Annotated in this window: 19 protein-coding genes and 1 pseudogene; 5 read left to right on the top strand and 15 right to left on the bottom strand. The window is 62.7% G+C overall.

What is annotated here, in order from left to right:
- Positions 1-27 precede the first annotated feature (27 nt).
- The gene (mddA, locus tag MSTE_RS02050) at positions 28-798 is read right to left on the bottom strand and encodes a methanethiol S-methyltransferase (protein ID WP_096498573.1); all 771 of its coding nucleotides are present in this window, start codon (positions 796-798) and stop codon (positions 28-30) included.
- 127 nt (positions 799-925) lie between these two features.
- On the opposite strand from mddA, the gene MSTE_RS02045 reads away from it, so the two are divergent.
- Together MSTE_RS02045 and MSTE_RS02040 are read left to right on the top strand one after the other, a co-directional pair.
- The gene (locus MSTE_RS02045) at positions 926-1,600 is read left to right on the top strand and encodes an ArsR/SmtB family transcription factor (protein WP_231896970.1); all 675 of its coding nucleotides are present in this window, start codon (positions 926-928) and stop codon (positions 1,598-1,600) included.
- A 45-nt stretch (positions 1,601-1,645) separates the two neighbouring features.
- The gene (locus tag MSTE_RS02040; protein WP_096498569.1) at positions 1,646-2,326 is read left to right on the top strand and encodes a class I SAM-dependent methyltransferase; all 681 of its coding nucleotides are present in this window, start codon (positions 1,646-1,648) and stop codon (positions 2,324-2,326) included.
- 47 nt (positions 2,327-2,373) lie between these two features.
- Here MSTE_RS02040 and MSTE_RS24875 read toward each other — a convergent pair whose 3' ends face one another.
- The 3 genes from MSTE_RS24875 to MSTE_RS02030 all read right to left on the bottom strand — a co-directional run bounded on the left by MSTE_RS24875 (position 2,374) and on the right by MSTE_RS02030 (position 4,450).
- The gene (locus MSTE_RS24875; RefSeq protein ID WP_157997609.1) at positions 2,374-2,511 is read right to left on the bottom strand and encodes a cupredoxin domain-containing protein; all 138 of its coding nucleotides are present in this window, start codon (positions 2,509-2,511) and stop codon (positions 2,374-2,376) included.
- Between the two features lie 114 nt (positions 2,512-2,625).
- Complete coding sequence (locus MSTE_RS02035) at positions 2,626-3,147, bottom strand: DoxX family protein (RefSeq protein ID WP_096498567.1); 522 nt, start codon at positions 3,145-3,147, stop codon at positions 2,626-2,628.
- Positions 3,148-3,166: 19 nt separating this feature from the next.
- Entirely contained in the window at positions 3,167-4,450 is a 1,284-nt protein-coding gene (locus MSTE_RS02030; protein ID WP_096498565.1) for an APC family permease, read from the bottom strand.
- 74 nt (positions 4,451-4,524) lie between these two features.
- On the opposite strand from MSTE_RS02030, the gene MSTE_RS02025 reads away from it, so the two are divergent.
- The gene (locus MSTE_RS02025; protein ID WP_096498563.1) at positions 4,525-5,277 is read left to right on the top strand and encodes an arsenate reductase/protein-tyrosine-phosphatase family protein; all 753 of its coding nucleotides are present in this window, start codon (positions 4,525-4,527) and stop codon (positions 5,275-5,277) included.
- Between the two features lie 54 nt (positions 5,278-5,331).
- Here the strand turns inward: MSTE_RS02025 and MSTE_RS02020 are convergent, their stop codons facing one another.
- On the bottom strand, positions 5,332-5,811 hold the full coding sequence (locus tag MSTE_RS02020; RefSeq protein WP_162291346.1) for a DUF6119 family protein: 480 nt from the start codon (positions 5,809-5,811) through the stop codon (positions 5,332-5,334).
- A gap of 48 nt (positions 5,812-5,859) precedes the next feature.
- On the bottom strand, positions 5,860-6,117 hold the full coding sequence (locus tag MSTE_RS02015; protein WP_096498559.1) for a helix-turn-helix domain-containing protein: 258 nt from the start codon (positions 6,115-6,117) through the stop codon (positions 5,860-5,862).
- A 62-nt stretch (positions 6,118-6,179) separates the two neighbouring features.
- On the opposite strand from MSTE_RS02015, the gene MSTE_RS02010 reads away from it, so the two are divergent.
- The gene (locus MSTE_RS02010) at positions 6,180-6,866 is read left to right on the top strand and encodes a hypothetical protein (protein WP_096498557.1); all 687 of its coding nucleotides are present in this window, start codon (positions 6,180-6,182) and stop codon (positions 6,864-6,866) included.
- Positions 6,867-7,203: 337 nt separating this feature from the next.
- On the opposite strand, the gene MSTE_RS02005 is transcribed toward MSTE_RS02010, so the two are convergent.
- The 8 genes and pseudogenes from MSTE_RS02005 to ssd all read right to left on the bottom strand — a co-directional run bounded on the left by MSTE_RS02005 (position 7,204) and on the right by ssd (position 15,594).
- Entirely contained in the window at positions 7,204-7,755 is a 552-nt protein-coding gene (locus MSTE_RS02005) for a DUF6262 family protein (RefSeq protein WP_096498556.1), read from the bottom strand.
- Positions 7,748-10,318 carry a tyrosine-type recombinase/integrase gene (locus tag MSTE_RS02000; RefSeq protein ID WP_157997608.1) on the bottom strand — a complete coding sequence of 857 codons (2,571 nt, stop codon included), beginning with the start codon at positions 10,316-10,318 and terminating at the stop codon, positions 7,748-7,750. The genes MSTE_RS02005 and MSTE_RS02000 overlap by 8 nt, the downstream gene beginning before the upstream one ends.
- Positions 10,311-10,988 carry a tyrosine-type recombinase/integrase gene (locus MSTE_RS25395; protein WP_157997607.1) on the bottom strand — a complete coding sequence of 226 codons (678 nt, stop codon included), beginning with the start codon at positions 10,986-10,988 and terminating at the stop codon, positions 10,311-10,313. Before MSTE_RS25395 ends, MSTE_RS02000 begins: the two co-directional genes overlap by 8 nt.
- A gap of 844 nt (positions 10,989-11,832) precedes the next feature.
- Positions 11,833-11,961: pseudogene (locus MSTE_RS01990) on the bottom strand (DUF4244 domain-containing protein); the annotation flags it as partial.
- 51 nt (positions 11,962-12,012) lie between these two features.
- Positions 12,013-12,597, bottom strand: coding sequence for a type II secretion system F family protein (locus tag MSTE_RS01985; protein WP_096498552.1), 585 nt, complete (start codon positions 12,595-12,597; stop codon positions 12,013-12,015).
- Positions 12,594-13,367, bottom strand: a complete 774-nt coding sequence (locus tag MSTE_RS01980) for a type II secretion system F family protein (RefSeq protein ID WP_096498551.1) — start codon at positions 13,365-13,367, stop codon at positions 12,594-12,596. Before MSTE_RS01980 ends, MSTE_RS01985 begins: the two co-directional genes overlap by 4 nt.
- Positions 13,364-14,524, bottom strand: coding sequence for a TadA family conjugal transfer-associated ATPase (locus MSTE_RS01975; protein ID WP_096498550.1), 1,161 nt, complete (start codon positions 14,522-14,524; stop codon positions 13,364-13,366). The genes MSTE_RS01980 and MSTE_RS01975 overlap by 4 nt, the downstream gene beginning before the upstream one ends.
- The gene (gene ssd / locus MSTE_RS01970; RefSeq protein ID WP_096505321.1) at positions 14,521-15,594 is read right to left on the bottom strand and encodes a septum site-determining protein Ssd; all 1,074 of its coding nucleotides are present in this window, start codon (positions 15,592-15,594) and stop codon (positions 14,521-14,523) included. The genes MSTE_RS01975 and ssd overlap by 4 nt, the downstream gene beginning before the upstream one ends.
- A 448-nt stretch (positions 15,595-16,042) precedes the next feature.
- Between ssd and MSTE_RS01965 the strand changes: the two genes are divergently transcribed.
- The gene (locus MSTE_RS01965; RefSeq protein WP_331712911.1) at positions 16,043-16,861 is read left to right on the top strand and encodes an HAD-IB family hydrolase; all 819 of its coding nucleotides are present in this window, start codon (positions 16,043-16,045) and stop codon (positions 16,859-16,861) included.
- 411 nt (positions 16,862-17,272) lie between these two features.
- Here the strand turns inward: MSTE_RS01965 and MSTE_RS01960 are convergent, their stop codons facing one another.
- Positions 17,273-18,016, bottom strand: coding sequence for a Fic family protein (locus tag MSTE_RS01960; RefSeq protein WP_096498548.1), 744 nt, complete (start codon positions 18,014-18,016; stop codon positions 17,273-17,275).
- Positions 18,017-18,020 lie beyond the last annotated feature (4 nt).

Raw genomic sequence — 18,020 nt, 5'->3', positions numbered from 1 at the left:
AGCCGCCGCCGGCCCGTTAGAGCCTGCCTATTGACTCGAAGGGTCTGCGCTGAGCGTGACAGGGCGCTTGCGAGGCCGCACGCCGGGTATGAGCATCGGCACCTGGTTGCTGTATTCCACGTAGGGCTGGCCGAGATCCTGGCGCAGATCGCGCTCTTCGAACTGCAGGGCAATCAGGACGTAAGCCGTTGTGGCTATTGCGAATAGCAGATGTCCCGCTGTCATGGTTGGCGCCGCCCAGAACGCGATAATGAAACCGAGCATCAAGGGGTGGCGCACCAGCCGGTAGAACAGGGTGACCCGGAAATCGAGATGGCTGTACGGCTTGCCTCTCCAGGCGAGGTAGACCTGGCGCAGCCCGAACAGGTCGAAATGGTTGATCATGAACGTCGAAGCCAGCACGATGGCCCATCCGAGCCAGAACAGCGCATGTATGCCGATCCGTGCCGGTGCCCAGCTCACATCCCAGATCACGGCGGGCATCGTCCGCCACTGCCAAAACATAAGGATCAGAAGAAGACTCGACGCCAGCACATAGGTGCTGCGCTCAATGGTCGACGGTACGAACCGTGTCCACCAACGCTTGAACCCGGGTCTGGCCATCACGCTGTGGGGTATCGCGAACAGCCCGAGAAGCACCACATTCACGATGAAAGCTTCTGCGGCAGAGGAGTTAAGGCCGTTGTCGACGGTGCGCGGCACCAGAAAGTTCCCTACGAATGCAATCGAGTAGAGAAATGATGCAAGGAAGATCAGGTAGCTGATCGCCCCGTATCCAATGGTCAATACCCGTCTCATCGCGTCCTCCTAGGTTTGTTCAAGAATCGCTTCAAGCAGGTTGTCTGGAGCCAGGAAGGCTTCGCTTACGCACCACTACCCGGTACTCTATACAACCATATTCCAAAGATCTATGGAAAGAGCGATAGTGGGACACGTTAAAAGCCCGGAGAAGGCCGCGCTGTACGAGGCGTTCGCATCCAGCGGCAAGGCGCTGGCCAGCGGCAAACGCCTGGAACTACTAGATCTGCTGGCCCAAGGTGAGCGGACGGTGGAGACGCTGTCGAAAACCGCCGGGCTGAACCTGACCACCACCTCGGCGCATCTACAGACCCTGAAACAAGCAGGCTTTGTGGTGGCGCGCCGCGACGGACCACGGATGTATTACCGGTTAGCCGGTGACGATGTGGCACAACTACTGGCGCTGCTGCGCAAGGTCGCCGAAGCCCATCAGCCCGCGGTCCCGTACGCCCGCGACGCCTATCTGGGTACCCAAGAGTCGGCGGAGATCACGCGTGACGAGCTGGTGCGGCTGGTCGAGTCCGGTGAGGCGGTGGCCCTGGATGTGCGACCGATCGAGGAATACCTCGCCGGCCACATCCCCGGTGCAATCTGCATCCCGGTCAACGAACTCGCCCAACGGATCACCGAACTGCCGACAGATGCACAGATCGTTGTCTACTGCCGCGGCGAGTACTGCGCCATGGCCTACGACGCCGTCGCGATGTTGACCGACCGGGGCCGCCGAGCCATCCGCCTCAGCGACGGCATGCTCGAATGGCGATTGGACGACCTACCCGTCGACGCTGGAACCCCACAGTGACCACGGGCGCAGCCCACCACGCGCCCTACGGAGGTGAGTGATCATATGCGCAATCGACAACCCGATCTTGCCGTGGCGCAACGTGAACACTGGCAAGGCACTTACCAGCAGCACCCGAGTATGTACGGAGCGGACCCATCCGAACCGGCCCGTTACGCTGCGCGAATATTTAAAGCCGCCGGCGCACAGCGTGTCCTGGAACTTGCTGCCGGGCACGGCCGAGACGCCCTCTACTTCGCACGCGAGGGATTCACCGTGATCGCCACAGATTTCAGCCAGGTGGCGCTGGACCAGATCGGGCAGGCCGCCAGAGCGCAGTGTCTTGAGGCCGGTATTTCGGAGATCATGCACGATCTGCGAGAACCTATCCCTCTCGATACCGAATCAGTTGACGCCGTGTATGCGCACATGGCGTTGTGTATGGCGTTATCTACCAAAGAAATTCACGATGCCATCGGCGAAATCTGGCGTGTTCTGAGGCCGGGAGGAAAGCTCGTCTACACAGTCAGAAACACCGGCGACGCCCACTACAAGGCCGGGCGGGACTGCGGCGACGATATCTTCGAACACGGCGGCTTCGCAGTGCACTTCTTTTCACGCCAGCTCGTTAGTACCCTTGCCGAAGGCTGGCTCCTCGACGAGGTTGAACCCTTCGATGAGGGCGATCTGCCTCGCCGGATGTGGCAAGTGACGGCAACCCGGCCAACCATCGGAGTGCCCCGCTGACAGCTCCGCAATGTAATTGCAGACGTCGGCGGGCAGGTCTGGCCGTGCTAGTGCAGCTGTTCCGGGGTTCCGGTGTCGTCGTGCACGTCGATGGTCACCGGTTTGCCTTCGGCGAACCGCAGCGGGCCCGGGAATTGCCCGTTGCACAGGGTGGTCGGTACCACCTTGTCCGGTGCTAAATCCACCAGTCCTGTGCCGATCCGTGGTGTGTAATCGGCTGGGCTAGAGGAATTCTGGCGGCTGCATCCGGTCCGGCACCGCGGCCGGCTGCTGCACTCCAGGTCAGGAATCGGCGCCGATCAACCTTCAGGACCTTGTATCTGCCGTCTTGTCACAGGATCAGGTGAGGTGTGGGTGGTGAGGTAGTGATCCAGCGACCAGGTTCCGGCGCCGACCAGCAGCAGGAAGACAGCGCCGCACAGTTGGGCGATATCTAGGCGGGCCTCGTGCAGGAAATCCCACCAGCCGTGCTCGGTCTTGAACAGTGCCGAACCTGCCCACAAGATCGGCACTTTCGTGATCAGCAGGGCCCCGGCCATGTTGACGATCATCGGAGCCGCCGCCACCCGCGTCGCTAGACCCACCACAAGTAGTACCCCACAGCCGATTTCGACTACGCCATCGAGGGCGGCGAAGAACTCCGGCGCCGGGATACCGGCTTTTGTGAACCGGCCAACCCCGAGGGAATCCGGGCGCAGGAACTTCAAGACTCCCTCACCGGCGAACACCGCACCCACGTAGAAACGAATCAGCACGGTCGCAGCTGGTGCGCTGGTGTGACACCACCGGCCAAGCCACCCCGGGATCACCGAAGCTGTCATGATGCAAACCTCCCGTGGCTCATCGACGTTCCGTCACGCCGGCGCGTGGCCGTCGAATGCCGTAGGCGATCGCGCCTGCGGCCAGAACTGCCGCGCCGGCAAGGATCGAGGCCAGCGGCAATGCGAACGCAATGACCACGCAGCCCACCAGACCGACAGCGGGGATGATGCGTGGCGGACGCCCCTCCGCGGGTGTCAGTGTCCAGGCCGAGGCGTTGGCGACCGCGTAGTAGACCAACACCGCGAACGAGGAGAAACCGATAGCGCCCCGCACGTCGGTGGTGGCCGCCAGCACCGCCACGACCGCACCCACCACCAGCTCGGCACGATAGGGGACCCCGAACCGTGGATGCACCGCCGCCAGCACGGTGGGCAGATGCCGGTCTTTAGCCATCGCGAACGAGGTGCGTGATACCCCCAAAATCAGTGCCAACAGCGACCCTATCGCCGCCACCACCGCTCCGGCCCGCACGACCGGCGCCAGCCAGCTCGCCCCCGCGACCTGAACCACCTGCACCAGCGGGTCCGCTGCCGCGGAAAGCCGCTGCGGACCAAGCACATCCAGCGCCGCCACGGAAACCAGCGCATACACCGCCAACGCTATCCCCAGCGCAATCGGGATCGCCCGCGGAATGGTGCGGGCCGGGTCACGAACCTCTTCACCCAGCGTGGCGATACGCGCGTATCCGGCGAACGCGAAAAACAGCAGCCCAGCGGCCTGCAGCACCCCGAAGACCGAGCCCGCCGACACATCCAGCCCGCTTGCCCCAAAACCGTTGCCACTGAACGCCGTGACGACCACCGCGGCCAGCACCGCCAGCACTATCGCCACGATCACCCGGGTCACCCACGCCGACTTCTGCACCCCCGCATAGTTGACGGCCGTGAGCGCTACCACCGTGGCCACCGCGACTGCGTGCGCGTGCGCCGGCCAGGCGTACAACCCGACGGTCAGCGCCATCGCCGCACACGAGGCGGTCTTGCCGACCACGAACCCCCACCCAGCCGAATACCCCCAAAACGGGCCAAGACGCTCGCGCCCGTACACATAGGTACCCCCGGATGCCGGATACAGCGCCGCCAGCCGCGCCGAGGACGTGGCATTGCAGTATGCGATCACCGCCGCCACCGCCAACCCCACCAGCAGACCCGACCCAGCAGCCTTGGCCGCGGGAGCCAGCGCCACGAAAATCCCCGCCCCGATCATCGAACCCAGCCCGATCATCACCGCATCGAACACACCCAGCTCACGACGCAACCCGGCATCCGCCACAGGTTCGGGCACTGCCGATCTATCGGACATCCCAAATCCTCACTGGCATAACACGCCTGAATATCAATCAATCTGGTTTGATGGATATGCCGTATTCTCTAGTCATGACAGCGCCATGTCAACCAATTCCCGCCTTCATCCACCTCGCGGCCCACCCACTGCGCTGGCAGCTGATCAACGAACTGGCCGTCAGCGACTACCGAGTCCGTGAGCTGGTGGCCCGCACCGGGCACCCCCAAAACCTGATCTCCTATCACCTACGGGCGTTACGCGAAAGTGAGCTCATCACGAGCACACGCAGTAGCCACGACGGCCGCGACAGCTACTACCATCTCGATCTGCAACGCTGCAGCGAACAGCTCGCCGCAGCCGGCTCCGCCATCCATCCGGGGCTACAGATGCAACCACGCGGCGCGGCACCGACACCGCCACCGGGCACCTCAGTGCTGTTCGTCTGCACCGGTAACAGTGCCCGCTCCGCGATCGCCGAAGCACTCCTACGCCACCACACACACGGACGACTTCAGGTCACCAGCGCGGGTACTCGTCCCCGAAACCATATGCACCCCAACACTGCCCGCGTCCTGCAACGCGAATACGGCATCGACATCGCCGGGCAACTACCACGACATCTCGACGACTTCGATACCGCAGAGTTCACGATCGTTATCACCTTGTGCGACAAAGCCCGTGAGACATGCCCACACTTCGACGGACACTCCAGACACATCCACTGGAGCATCCCCGACCCATCCACAGCCGACAGCGCCGAGAGCTATCCAGCATTCAAACGAACGGCTATCAACATCAACACCCGCATCCACTACCTACAAGCAGTCGTGGGAGACCGGTCCTAACCACACGCCGACAGTGATCCGGCCCTGATGGCGTCCTTACTCCCGGCAGATTAATTAACTGTTTGTGGAGCCGTTCTCGATAGGCACGACATAAACCTTGATTCCTCGCGCAGCCAGATCTTCTGCTGTCCGTACCAGGGTGACTCGGCTGAAGCTGTAGAGGTTGTCAGGGCCGAACGGCTTACCGGCATGCCGGGCGATGGCAAATACAACCGCTGAAGGTTTCTTCTCGACCAGTGCCTGATCGCCGCCGACTTTTGCCACGAGCTTGCCGAACTTTTCACGGGCTTGCTGATCGTGGGTCAAGGTGTGCGCCGAGTTGTGCCCCTGCGCGAATAGGTGACTGATGGGGGCGGAAGCGTCGGCGTTTTTCACGTGGATCAGCGCACCGTCAGGCGCCAGAATGTCGCAGGTTTCGAACACTCGCCTGTTCTGGTTGGTGCGGATGAGTTTGCGATCCAGAACCCATCCACCGATCTGCGGTGCCGCCAGTTCGTTGTACTTTTTCTCGCACATTCTGGCGCCATGCCCCACTGCCGCTGCCCGCTCGAGGCAGGCGAAAGAGGCTTGCTAAAGAGCTGGTCAGCGCCCACTGAGTAAGTCGGCGACCGGGATGTCCAGGGCATCGGCAAGGTCGAATAGGCGTTCATACAATAGGCCCCGACGCCCATGCTCCACGTCGATCAGCACGTTGCGGGTGACCCCCGAAGACAAGGCCAGCTGTTCCTGGGTCAATCCCTGCTCGATGCGTACCGCTCGGATCCGGCTTCCCACTGCATGTCGCACTTGCGCCCACGCAGCCGCTCGGTCGGGATCTGTTTGTTCAGGACGCGTGGGCACGCACCCCAGTTATGGCGCGCCAGTACCAAAAGTCTGCCCTACTAGTAGTACATTGCTGCTTCGTGTTCGAAACAGATTCCGACTTTTACCCTGACGAGACGGTGACCTCACTAGCCATCGAGGTCATCGACGAACTGCGCATGAAGATGCTCGAATGCCTTCTCGTCGTGCAAACCTTGCCCGATGGGGCGGACCTCAATTTTGCGGACTTGGCCAATGACATCCTTGCTGCGCACCGCAGCACTCTGGAGGCATATCAGGCGGCCAGCATCGTGCACCAAGGTGCCGAGCTCGATGATCGCTGGGGTAACGGCCTGTCGCGACCCAAGGCCATCTTCGCCCGGCATAATGCCGCAGTGCGCCGCGGCGCCACGAAAGTGACGCCCATGCCAGCTCTGTGCGACCGGCTAGAGCGGCACCTGTATCAGTTGCCGCGACCTGATCGCACCCAGACCGTCGCCGGGCAACGCCCCAAATGCTCCGCCATAGTCAAGACGACCGGTGAAGACTGCACGAACTCAGCGACCTACCTTGGTTCGGGAATGTTTGGCGCCCATTGCTATTCACATGCAACACCTGCCGAACGTGAGCAATACCGAATCCATCATGAAGAAAACGACGCCCGCCAAGCTCGCTCCCACAATGATCTGCGCGATCTGCAGCGTGCCGTAGGTGAAAAGATCGTCGCGCACTGGATATCCACTCGTGAACAACGAACCCAATGGATGCACTCCGTCGTGGCCACCTGACCTCGTCACTCACGGCCCCGAGTTAGCCCACCTAAGCTAAATACGCTGGCGGACAACCGAATTTCCGGCCTATCGCCGGACGGTTTGCCGCTGCCCCTGTCAGGAACAGTCGAACACACACCCAAGGCCCCTACAGATAATCCGGCTTCAGCTTCAGCCAGTAGGAAACAGCAACTCACCGACAGGGGATTTGATCCGAGAAGTACATTCAAGGCGGGAAGTTATCTGTCGAGGACTCCGAGATCCCGGTACCTTTGAAGATCATCGACGAAAAGCTCTGCTCTGTCTGGCATTCGGGCACCGAATGGCATGTCGGGACGCGCGCCAGGCGCTGATCTCAGGGGTTGGTCAGCCCATACTCGCGCACAAGCGACCGGTTGGTTTCGCGCAGGATCTCGACATCATCGACTAGTGCGGCGATGGCGCGGTCCTTATCGCCGCATGCGATCTCCAGTTCGGCGATGCGTTCGCGAAGTTCAACAACCATAGGATGGCGTTCTAGCAGTGCGGTCCCGGGAGTGGGCCCTTGGGCACCAAGACGATGTTCCAGGATCTGCACCTGCAGCACCAGTTCGCGATTATGGTGGCGTGCGGTGGCCAGGTCGGTCATCAGACTTTCGCTGCTGATCCGGTCGGTGCGGCGGCGCGGCGACTGCGAAAAGTATTGCCCGGCAGCGGCATCGATGTCAGCGGCGAGGTCTTTGTGCCGGTACAGGAAGTTACGATGCACGCCGGCGCGGGCGATGACGGCTCGGCGGGTCACCGGCCGGTCTTCGCGTTGCAGGTCCTGCAGCGCTTTGGCGACTGCGACTCTTTTTCGTTCACTGTCACGCCGGCGGGATTCTGCGAGCCTGACAACGCGGCGCTGATACGTTTGCCGCTCATCCATCGGTCAGCTCTCCGAGGGTGTCGATGGCGTGGCGGCGATCATCCGAGTACGACGTCCACGAGTCGTCCCTGTCGTCGCGATGACCAAGTTTGAGGTCGACGGAGGCTGCGGCGCGGGCTTTGCGCAGCGTGCTGGAGGCCTCTTCGATGAGTTCGCGTTGCTCCGGGGTGGCTTTGCTTAGTTTTTCTTCCTCGGTGCGGATGCGTTCCTGTAGCGCTTCTATTTCTTCGTCGCTGGGACGGGCGTCGCGTTTGGCCCATTCTTCTGCGCCGTCAAAGGCATCGATCCGTGCCCGGATGGCTTTCAGGTCAAGTAGCCGCCGGCGCATCTCTGGCAGATAAGACGGGTCGCTGCCGAAGGAGGCGCACCCAAAGCAGCGGTGCCTAATGGGGCAACCGTGGCCCTCGGCGGCCACGTTCTGCGGGTTGGAGCATTTCCCGAAAGGTACAGCGATGCTTGCGTGTTCACTGGCCAGCCGGTGGCTCTTGGACATGGCGCGGATTGTCAGGGTGCCGCCGCCCACGACGAGATTGCCCACCAGTTCAGCGGCCTCGCGGCGCCGCTTCTGGGTGATCTGGTAGTAGCCCATGGTGGTCAGGATCGATTCGTGGCCCATCAACTCCTTGAGAACATCCGGCGGGGTCCCAACGTCGGCGTGCCGCTGGGCGTAGGTGTGCCGGAAGGAGTAAGCGCTGATGCTGGACCTGTCATAGGGCACCGGATCCCCATTCGGGTCGACCTCAGATGAGTCCAAGCTCGGCAAGGCCCGTATCCACTTGCCGAATGCGTGCCCGAACCTGCTGGGGTGCATGGCATGGTATCCGTGGGAGTTCATCGTGAGCCTGGGGAACAGCGCGAGCTCGGCGGGGCCGGTATCCGGGAACCTGGTCAAGACCTGCTCCTGTTGTGCCTTGACAGTCTGGACCACGGCTGCCAGTACGGGAAGCTTGCGCACCTGACCGCCAGTGACCTTGGTCTCGGTGTAACGCAGGAAGGGGCCGCCGGGCCCGGTCTCGATGCACTCGTAACGCAACGAGGTGATTTCGCTTGGCCGGCGCCCTGTCTCGGCCAATATTCGCAGCAGCCGCACATCATCGTCGTTAAGCGTGGCGAGGTTTTCAACGGCGAAAACCTGGCGCACAATGTCTAGCGGCAGCGCCCTACCGGCCTCGACCTCCTGCGTGTACCCACGGCGCGGGAGTAGATCCTCGGTGATCATGAAGGAGCCCGCGAAGTCTTCCATACGGTCGGTTTCGCGCCCGTACCGCAGAATCCGCTGCACCGTCAGCAAGCATCCGATCTGCACATCCTTGTTCCACGTGAACTTCAAATTCTTGCCGCCCCGATCGAACTGGAAACGCGCACGGGGTGCCCGTGTGCGAGCCAGCTCGGCGATATAGGCGGCAAAACCAGAGACAGCAGCGCGGTCCAGGACTGCGATATTGCAGCCGCCCGCCGTCGTGTTGGCACGCAGATACTCCGAGAAATAGTTGACTTCGTTGATCATTTTGGTGAAGGAGCTGAAGTCGCCGAATCTGTGCAGGTTGTCCCAACACCAGGCCTGGGCCATCTCCTGCAGCCAGGGCTGGGTGAGGTTGCGAAAGTCGATCTGGCTGTTCTTGCCGAACACCGCACCGGGCCAAACCTCGGCATGCCGGAAGTCCTCCGGCGTCAAGTCGCCGTATTCGACGGCTGTGAGCACGGTGTTGAGCAGGGGCCGAACCGTACCCGCGGGCCAAATGTCAGGTCGAGGTTTGTCTTTGACCTCGCGCAAGTCGTTGACTTGCATCGCCCGCACATAGTCGACGATTTGTTGCAGCTGCTGGGTGCGAGTAAGCGATCCGCGTCGGGAGCGGGTGTACACGCCATACAGAATCTGGCGTGTGACCCGCGGTTTGAGCCCGGTGAACACCACTACCCGGCTGTCGGTGACTTGACTTGCCGTGCGGCAGAATTCCTCGAACGTGCCCGTGGATCCGTACTTTTGTACCGGTGATCCTCTCTGCGCGCGCTGCCACCGAATCCGGTGTGCCACGCACAGGGAGATATTCACGAAGTCGGCCTGCCGATCGCACGCGATCACACTGCAGTCCGCGGTCCGTTCCAACGGAATCAGTGTCTTGATGACCTCGGCGCGGGTGCGCCCGCGTCCGGTATGATGAAGAACCTTGTCCGCGTGCGATTTACACAAACCTTTCGAGGTAGCCCGCCGCTGGCAGCACACCCCATCGACGCTCACCGAACACAAATCATGAAGCTGATACTCGATGCGTCTGCTCGGGCGCTGAGCGAACACTTCGATATCTGGTTGTCCGTGATCACGCCACACCGCTAGGCATCCGCTGCACAACCCCCTGGTCTTGATTCCCCACGCGGGCCGATTGCAGCCGATGACGACGCATTCTTTCCAACCCAGGGTTTGATGTGTCGAGGGCGGCTGCAGCACCTGCAGCGTGGGGTCCCAGCCCGCGCCTTCAAGCCAGATATCGAAAGGGCTGTCTGCCTCTTTTCCTTCGTCGGCATCTGTCCGCATCAACACCAATGCGCGGCGGTAGTCAGTCATGCTCACGCCTACCCTGAAGAATTTCTGACAATGATCCATGTTCAATCGCCTTGCGCTGCAGCTGCATATCCGGGTGCAGGTACACCTCCGTGGACCGGATGCTGGCGTGCCCAAGCAGCTCAGCGACCACATCCAACGAGGCCTGGCGCGCCGCGCCGGTACCGAAGGTGTGGCGCAGCATGTGAGGTGTGACCGTTTGTCCCACCAGAGCGCTAAGGCGGGCAAAAAGTTCGTTGATAGCGTGCAGCTTCATCGGCTCACCCAACGGGGGCTTATACAAGTTGACGAACACATAGTCGCTGACCCGCGCCGGACGACAGGCATCCCGATCCTGCCTGTACTGGTCATACAGCTGGACCAGTGCCGCGGTCACCGGCACAACCCGCGGTTTCTCGCGCTTGACCCGCGCCCCGTTGCTGTTCTGGCGGGGCACCACATGAAGATGCGCACCCGGCACCGGACATCCCAAACCTTCAGAGGTAGGCAGGAAATGCAGATCGCTCAAACGCAGCCCCAGCGCCTCCCCACGACGCAGACCTGTTGTCGCCAACAGCACCACCAAAAGCACGTCCCGCAGATTCCGGCAGGCTCCCAGGGCTGCCTTCACCACATCAAGGGGTACATCATTGCGGACACCGCGCCGAGGACGTAGTTGATGACGGCGCCGCATCACCACCGTTGTGGACCCGACAGGACGTCTTCTGTCGCGGCCCCCGCGGAAACGCGCGGGCGCAAGCTCGAAAAGCTGGCCCAACTTGGCGGGATCCCAATCCCCCTCAGAAGCAGCATATTTGAACATTTCACATACCGCATACGTAATCAGGTTAATGCGGTTTTCCCCACGCATCGGCTCCCGGCCCGGCCCAGCCCACAGGCGGCGCCGCGGGTCAGGATGCCGAACTGCGGGCGCAACCCGCAGCCACATTTGGAAAGCGGTGATATCCGGGGCCGCCCAGTGTTGCGAGCGCTCTGCGCAGAACCGGAAATAAAGCCCGACGCCCTCGGCATACTTACGAGTCGTAGATTCTGCCAATCCGCGACCGAACCGTAAGTACTGAAGGAACCGATCGGCAATCTCCTGCACGCCGTAGTCACTGTCGTCGACCACAGACCAGTAGGCGCCTGCCTCGGTGCAGAACCAGAAGGCCCTGTACATAAGCGACAGATAGTAGAACCTACCGGCGGTTCAAAATCGTCTACCCCCCCTTGTTATTCATCCCGAATTGCACTGTTACCACAACGTCTAAATCCCGTTCACTACCCATCTCGATGGACGGACCACACACTCATTCCCGTGCTCGACCACCTGCCCAATCAGGCAATGAGCTCACAGGCACCGTACGAACGATGCCAGCCACCATCGGACGTCACGAACCGTTGGCCTGCGTTAGCCACTAATGATCCTGTCGCCGATCCGGCCACAACCAACGTCCGGGGCACCCAATGATCACTATGCACCGCACAGGGCATTCATCCCACAAGATAGTGCGTCAGATGCTGCCGACCCACCCCTACGAAACCACCGTGTAGAGGATCGCCCCGAAGGCCGCCGCGGCGATCGTCCCGATGGCATATTCGACGGTGGACATGCCGTCCTCTGACTCGACGACCACCACCATCCGCCGACGTAGTTTCGTCAAGATGTTGTGTATCAATGGATTCCCTCCCTCTCAACCCCGCGGCCGTTCCGCGGGTCACAGCACGCCACTACTGAACACATCCCGCGCCAATCCCATGACGACAGGCACGATGCCCAGACAGACGAAGGACGGCAGAAAGCACAGTCCCAGCGGCGCACCGATGAGCACTCCGGCCCGTTCCGCAGTGGCCACTGCCGAATCCAGCGCATCCCTGCGACATTGAGTGGCCAAGAAGGCAATGCCATCGGCCATCACCGCACCGGAGTCGGCCGATCGCCGCGCCAGTCTGGTCAGCGCCTGCCGCTGCTCGTATCCCAGATCATCCGAAGGCCCCGGGTCTGCCCAGGCCGCGGAGGCCGGCGCCCCCAAGGCGAGCATCTCCCCTGCGCGGTTCAGGATGCGGGCCAGTTCCGACGGCGCGCAGGACGACACCACTAACGCGGCGGTTGCGACCGGCATCCCTGATCGAAGACACACGCTGAGTACATCGAGACTGAATGCCATTCCCAATAGACCCTTTTCGGTCACGCGATGATCGGCAGAGACAACCACGTCGCCGTGCGGCAGCCTGACCCGAGCACGCAACGCTCCCGGCGCAGTGACGATGGCCGCGGCAAGCATCAGCAAAGCCGCGGTCACCGCAATGCCTTCCCCGTAATGGCGTCGGACCACAACAGACCTGCACATGCCAGCACCACCCCGACGATGAGCAGCATGCCGCCGACCCCACCTGAACACAGCACGGCAAGCGGTTTGGCTCCGATCATCTGTCCCAGCCCGATTCCCGCTACCGGCAGACCGGTGAGCACTGCCGCGGTCGCACGAGGGCCGGCGAGCCCGGCGTTGACACGTGAGGTGAATCGTTGCCGCTCCTGCAGATCCGTCCTGCACGCGTCAAGCAGATCGGCAACCGCGAGGCCGTACCGCTGCGCCAGCGCCCAACCACTGCTGATCCGATCCCACTGAGCCGCCGATGGCCCCAGCCTCGGCACGGCCGGGTCCAGTGTCACCCCGAGGCGTGCGCGTGCGGCCATGGCGGCAAACACTTCCCCGACCGTTCCGCCAAGCTCTGCCGCAGTGGTCTCGAATGCGCGCACCGGATGCGCGCCAACCCTCAGCTCGCCGACGAGCACATCAAGGCCGGACTCCAAAACAGCCAGTTCCTCCGATTGGGCCATCAACCGGCGGCGACGACGCCACCACACGTACAGGGTTCCGCCCACCACACCCACCGCGACCACCACCGACAGAGGTAATAGCCACACGGCCCCCAGTACCAGTCCTCCCACAAGCACCGCCGCCAGTCTCCAGTTCCACCGCCGCGAGGAAGCCCTTCGCCGTAATCGTGAACGCCTTTGCAGTGCAACAAGTAACGCAGCTGAGAGCAGCAGCAGGGCCTGTGTTGTCATGTCTCACACCGCGCGATCAAAGCATCGAACCGCTCCGCGCCGGAACAAGGCCCACTGTCTAGCGTCCATGCGGGTATCACCCGCGCTATCCCGTCTTCGCCCTTGCACACCACCGCGATCTCCGTCAGTTTCCGAATGTTTCCAAATCGTCTGATGTGACATACGCACTGAATGGCCGCGGCGAACTGCGAGTGGAGCGCGGCACGATCGAGCCCACCCAGTGCCCCGAGCGCTTCCAGTCTTGCCGGGACCTCTGCTGGGGCATTCGCGTGGACGGTTCCCGCGCCTCCATCGTGACCGGTATTGAGGGCGGTCAGTAGCTCAACCACCTCGGCGCCCCGCACCTCTCCCACCACGATGCGATCGGGCCGCATACGTAAAGCCTGCCGCACCAGCTGGCGCAGGGTGACCTCTCCCACGCCCTCGACGTTTACGGTGCGCGCCGCCAGCGTGACCACATGCGGGTGACGCGGCGCGAGCTCGGCGGCATCCTCAGCGCAGATGATGCGCTCCGATGGATGGACGGCTCCGAGTAAGGCCGATAGCAGCGTCGTCTTACCCGCGCCAGTGCCCCCTGTCACGAGGAATGCCAACCGGGCCGCCAACATCCCGCGAAGCAGGATTCCAGCATCTTCGGCAACGGTGCCATCAGCGATCAGCTGATCCAAACCCTTAGCGGTCGGCCGTAATACACGCAGCGAGACACATGTTCCGCCCGCCGCGATCGGCGCCAGCACAGCATGAAGGCGTACCACGGAACGCGGCGGGCCGATCTCTGACAGCTGGCCGTCGACAAACGGTTGTGCGTCATCGAGACGTCGCCCCACCGCGAGAGCCAAACGCTGCGCGAGACGCCGCACGGCAGCCTCGTCGACGAATCGCACTGCGGTGAGCCGCAAGCCTTGACCGTCGTCCACCCAGACCCGATCGGGCCCGGTAACCAAGACGTCTGTAACTCCGTCCGCGCATAGCAGTGGCTCGAGGATGCCGGCACCGGACAGCTCACTTTGGAGCTCCTTTATGTTGTGCAGCACATCGCTATCACCCAGTACACCACCAGATTCAGCGCGTATCACCGCCGCTACCGCCGTAGGACGCAGCGTCGCATTCTCGGTGGCCAGCCGTTCCCGAACACGATCGATCAGCGATCCGGTCATGCCGCCGCCCCCTTGCCTTCACGCGAGACCAGTGCCAACACGGCGTGCGCGGCTCCCGCCAATGGTGAACGTCGCGATAGCCGCAGACCGCCGTTGTCCAGCCGATTGCCGAGATTGGGTTCCGGCCGCATAGCTGCGATCATTGGGGCTCCAACGATTTCCGCCACCTCGGCCGCCCGCAACCCGCTCGGCGCCGGACCTCGCACCACAACGCCGATGTTCGGATTGGTGGCCTGTATCGCGCTGGTCACCAGCGCAGCAGCGGCGCAGGCCCGCACCTCTGCAGGTGCCACCACGACCACCAGATCGGTGTGCTCCAGTGCGGCCACACTGGTCGCGCCGAGACGGCGCGGAAGGTCGACGATCACCGGCACTCCGGCTTCGCGTGCGCTATCGATTACCCCGCCAATCGCCTCGGCGTTGCCTCCGCCACCGCTTCTGTCGCCCGATAGGACGACAAGCCCGCGACGATGTGGCAGCGCACGCCGAAGAGCATCGAAACCCACTCGACCACTGCGCATATCGATGTCCGGCCACCTCAGGCCCTCGACGTCCTCCCATCCGAGCAGCAGATCGATTCCGCCACCGTATGGATCGGCGTCCACGATGAGCGCACCGCCCGGCGCGCAGAGACCAATCGCCGCGCACAGCACCGACGCACCGGCACCACCGCGCCCTCCCACCACCGCAATCACCGGGGCGCGCCCCGCCGAGGCGCTGGCCGGTATCGCCGCACAGGCCTCGATGAGCCTGACTTCGTCCTCAGGCAAGGCGAGCACCTGCTCGGCGCCCACCGCGACGGCTCTGCGCCACATCTCACTCGTCGGTTCATGCCGGGAGATGAGTAACACCCGTGCCCGGCGAGGCAGTCTGATCACCGCTTCCAACGACGGGTCAGCTCCATCGAGCAGCACCGCGCTTGCGCGGGTCCAGGCCTGTCTGCTGATCGAACCGGCATCGGTAGCGAGGATCAGTGGCCTGCCAGTCGCGGCGACGATCCGCTCGATGTCGTTGCCAAGCCGTCCATCGCCGATGGCAACGACGATCGGCTCCCCCGCATTTGCCTCCACGCTCTCCACCATCAAGGTTGCGCGACGAGGACGCCAGAGGCCTCATCGAGATTGGGGATGGACGCGAATCTGTGGATAGGTCCGAGGCGAGCCGCAAAAATCGGTGATAAACGTCCCCAGAAAAGAGGACGACCCTCGCCAGGGGGGGAGGAGGCGAGGGTCGTCGTGCTTCAGCCCCGGGGGGTCGGGCTGAGACACACTCGGCATAGCCGAGTAACCCCACTATACACACGAACCAGGTGAGGGTGGCAAGACCAATCGGCTGAAAAAAGCCAAAGAAAGGCAACCCTTCTTCTGACGTAGCCGCGTTACCAGACTACCCCGGCTGAACTGGGACTTTACTGATGGACCCGACGATGTAGTCCGTGAGATCTATCCTCGACCTGTGACCGACCACGCAACGGCATCCGGATCCTTTCCGTCTGTTGAAGACCGGGATGCCGCGGCCATAAGTGAGCCAGCGGACACCGGCCCAGCCCCCAGAACGGCGGCCTTCTTCGATCTGGATAAGACCGTGATCGCAAAGTCGAGCACCCTCGCCTTCAGCAAGCCGTTCTTCGACCAGGGCCTAATAAATAGACGCGCCGTCTTAAAATCGAGTTACGCGCAGTTCTTCTTCTTGCTGTCGGGTGCCGATCACGACCAGATGGATCGCATGCGCACGCACATCACCAACATGTGTACGGGCTGGGATGTCGAGCAGGTGAAGGCGATCGTGGCCGAGACATTGCATGACATCGTCGATCCATTGGTGTTCGCCGAGGCGGCCGATCTGATCGCCGACCACAAACTCTGCGGCCGTGATGTCGTGGTGGTCTCCGCATCGGGCGAAGAGATCGTCGCCCCCATCGCGCGCGCCCTCGGCGCCACCCACGCGATGGCCACTCGCATGGTGGTGGAAGACGGTAAGTACACCGGGGATGTCGCCTTCTACTGCTACGGCGAAGGCAAGGTGGCCGCGATCCAGGAACTCGCCAAGCGCGAGGGCTATCCGCTGGAGCACTGCTACGCCTACTCCGATTCGATCACCGACCTGCCGATGCTGGAATCTGTCGGTCACCCGACAGCCGTCAACCCGGATCGGGCGCTGCGCAAGGAATCCATGGCGCGGGGGTGGCCGGTGCTGACGTTCTCACGGCCCGTGTCGCTGGGCGACCGGATACCCGTTCCTTCCGGCGCGGCGGCCGCCACCACGGCAGCCGTGGGGCTGAGCGCGATCGCCGCTGGGGCACTTACCTATTCGCTGATTCGCAAGCTGCGGCCGTAGTACTGGACACATGTCACTTTGGGTACGCGCGTAACAATGTAGTGACCAAACGAATTACCCCTTGATGTGACCGTCGTCTCAGTGTAGAAAGTAGGTACGGAAGCCTGGCAAGGCCAAGGTCGACTCGGAAGAGAAGGATCGATCTCCCGACCTAGGATTCCCAGCACGGACCACGGCACCCACGCGGAGCACGCCGCGACAAGGGCAGAAGCGTTGTGGGCCTGCGTAATCGCGAACAGAGACAATTCATCAGACTTCTTGGGTGAAGTCCGAGTTGGAAGCGTCGTGAAAGCGCCGAGGCCACCCACACAACCCACATTGCACGCTTGGTAACCGGAGGATCCGTGCTAACGGGCGGCGGGCCGATTCATTCGGACCGTCGCCCGTTTTTAATGTTCAGCCCAGCCTCGGTCAGCGCTTCGCGCTATCGGCGATCGACGTTGCCTCTGCCGCACCCGCCGCTAATGCCTGACAGCAGAAGATGATCCACGCCGCGATCGCTTCGGGTGTGCCCGCGGCGAACGCGGAGGAAAGCTCACGGTATCTACCGGACTGCCGCATCCACATCACCTCGGGAACACCGAGCGCGTGCGGATCCAGACCACGTGAGACCGTCACCAATCGCGACGCCGCGCGGGCGACCACACCATCGGCAGAACCAAAGGGATTCAGCGCCAACAATTCCCCGTGCGCGATCGCCGCGAGAATCGGTGCGGACACCGTTGTTCCACCCGATGCCAGCTGCGCCAACAGCTCCAGTCGATCGGTGTCGACGCCGGGGCGCGGGCGTCCCAGGGTGTCCTCGTCTGCCATGCCAGTGGCTGCCAACACATGAAGACGTGCCAACGCCTGCAGTGGGGCGCGCGACCACACCGCGGTCAACTGGGTGAGCGCGTCCCCGTCGAGCGCCTGTCCAACCCGCAACGCGCCGGCCAGTATCGGGTCCTCCACCGCACCATCGGCGCTCAGTTTCATCGTGCCGCCATCCAGCGCCGACGAGGACCTGGCCGCCCGCACTGCCGCCTCGGCCGCCGTCACCGGCCATCCCCGCAGATTGGCGCGGTGACGGTGCACCTTGCTCAGCGCATCGCGGGCGGATTCGGCGGCTTCGGATACTCCCGGCAGGGCGGCCAGCGGCGCGAGTGGATCAGTCATGGTC

The sequence above is a fragment of the [Mycobacterium] stephanolepidis genome (assembly GCF_002356335.1).
In the GTDB taxonomy this organism is placed as follows: Bacteria; Actinomycetota; Actinomycetes; order Mycobacteriales; family Mycobacteriaceae; genus Mycobacterium; species Mycobacterium stephanolepidis.
The sequence above is the reverse complement of the archived record's forward strand: the minus strand, read 5'-3'. Positions and strand labels throughout refer to the sequence as shown.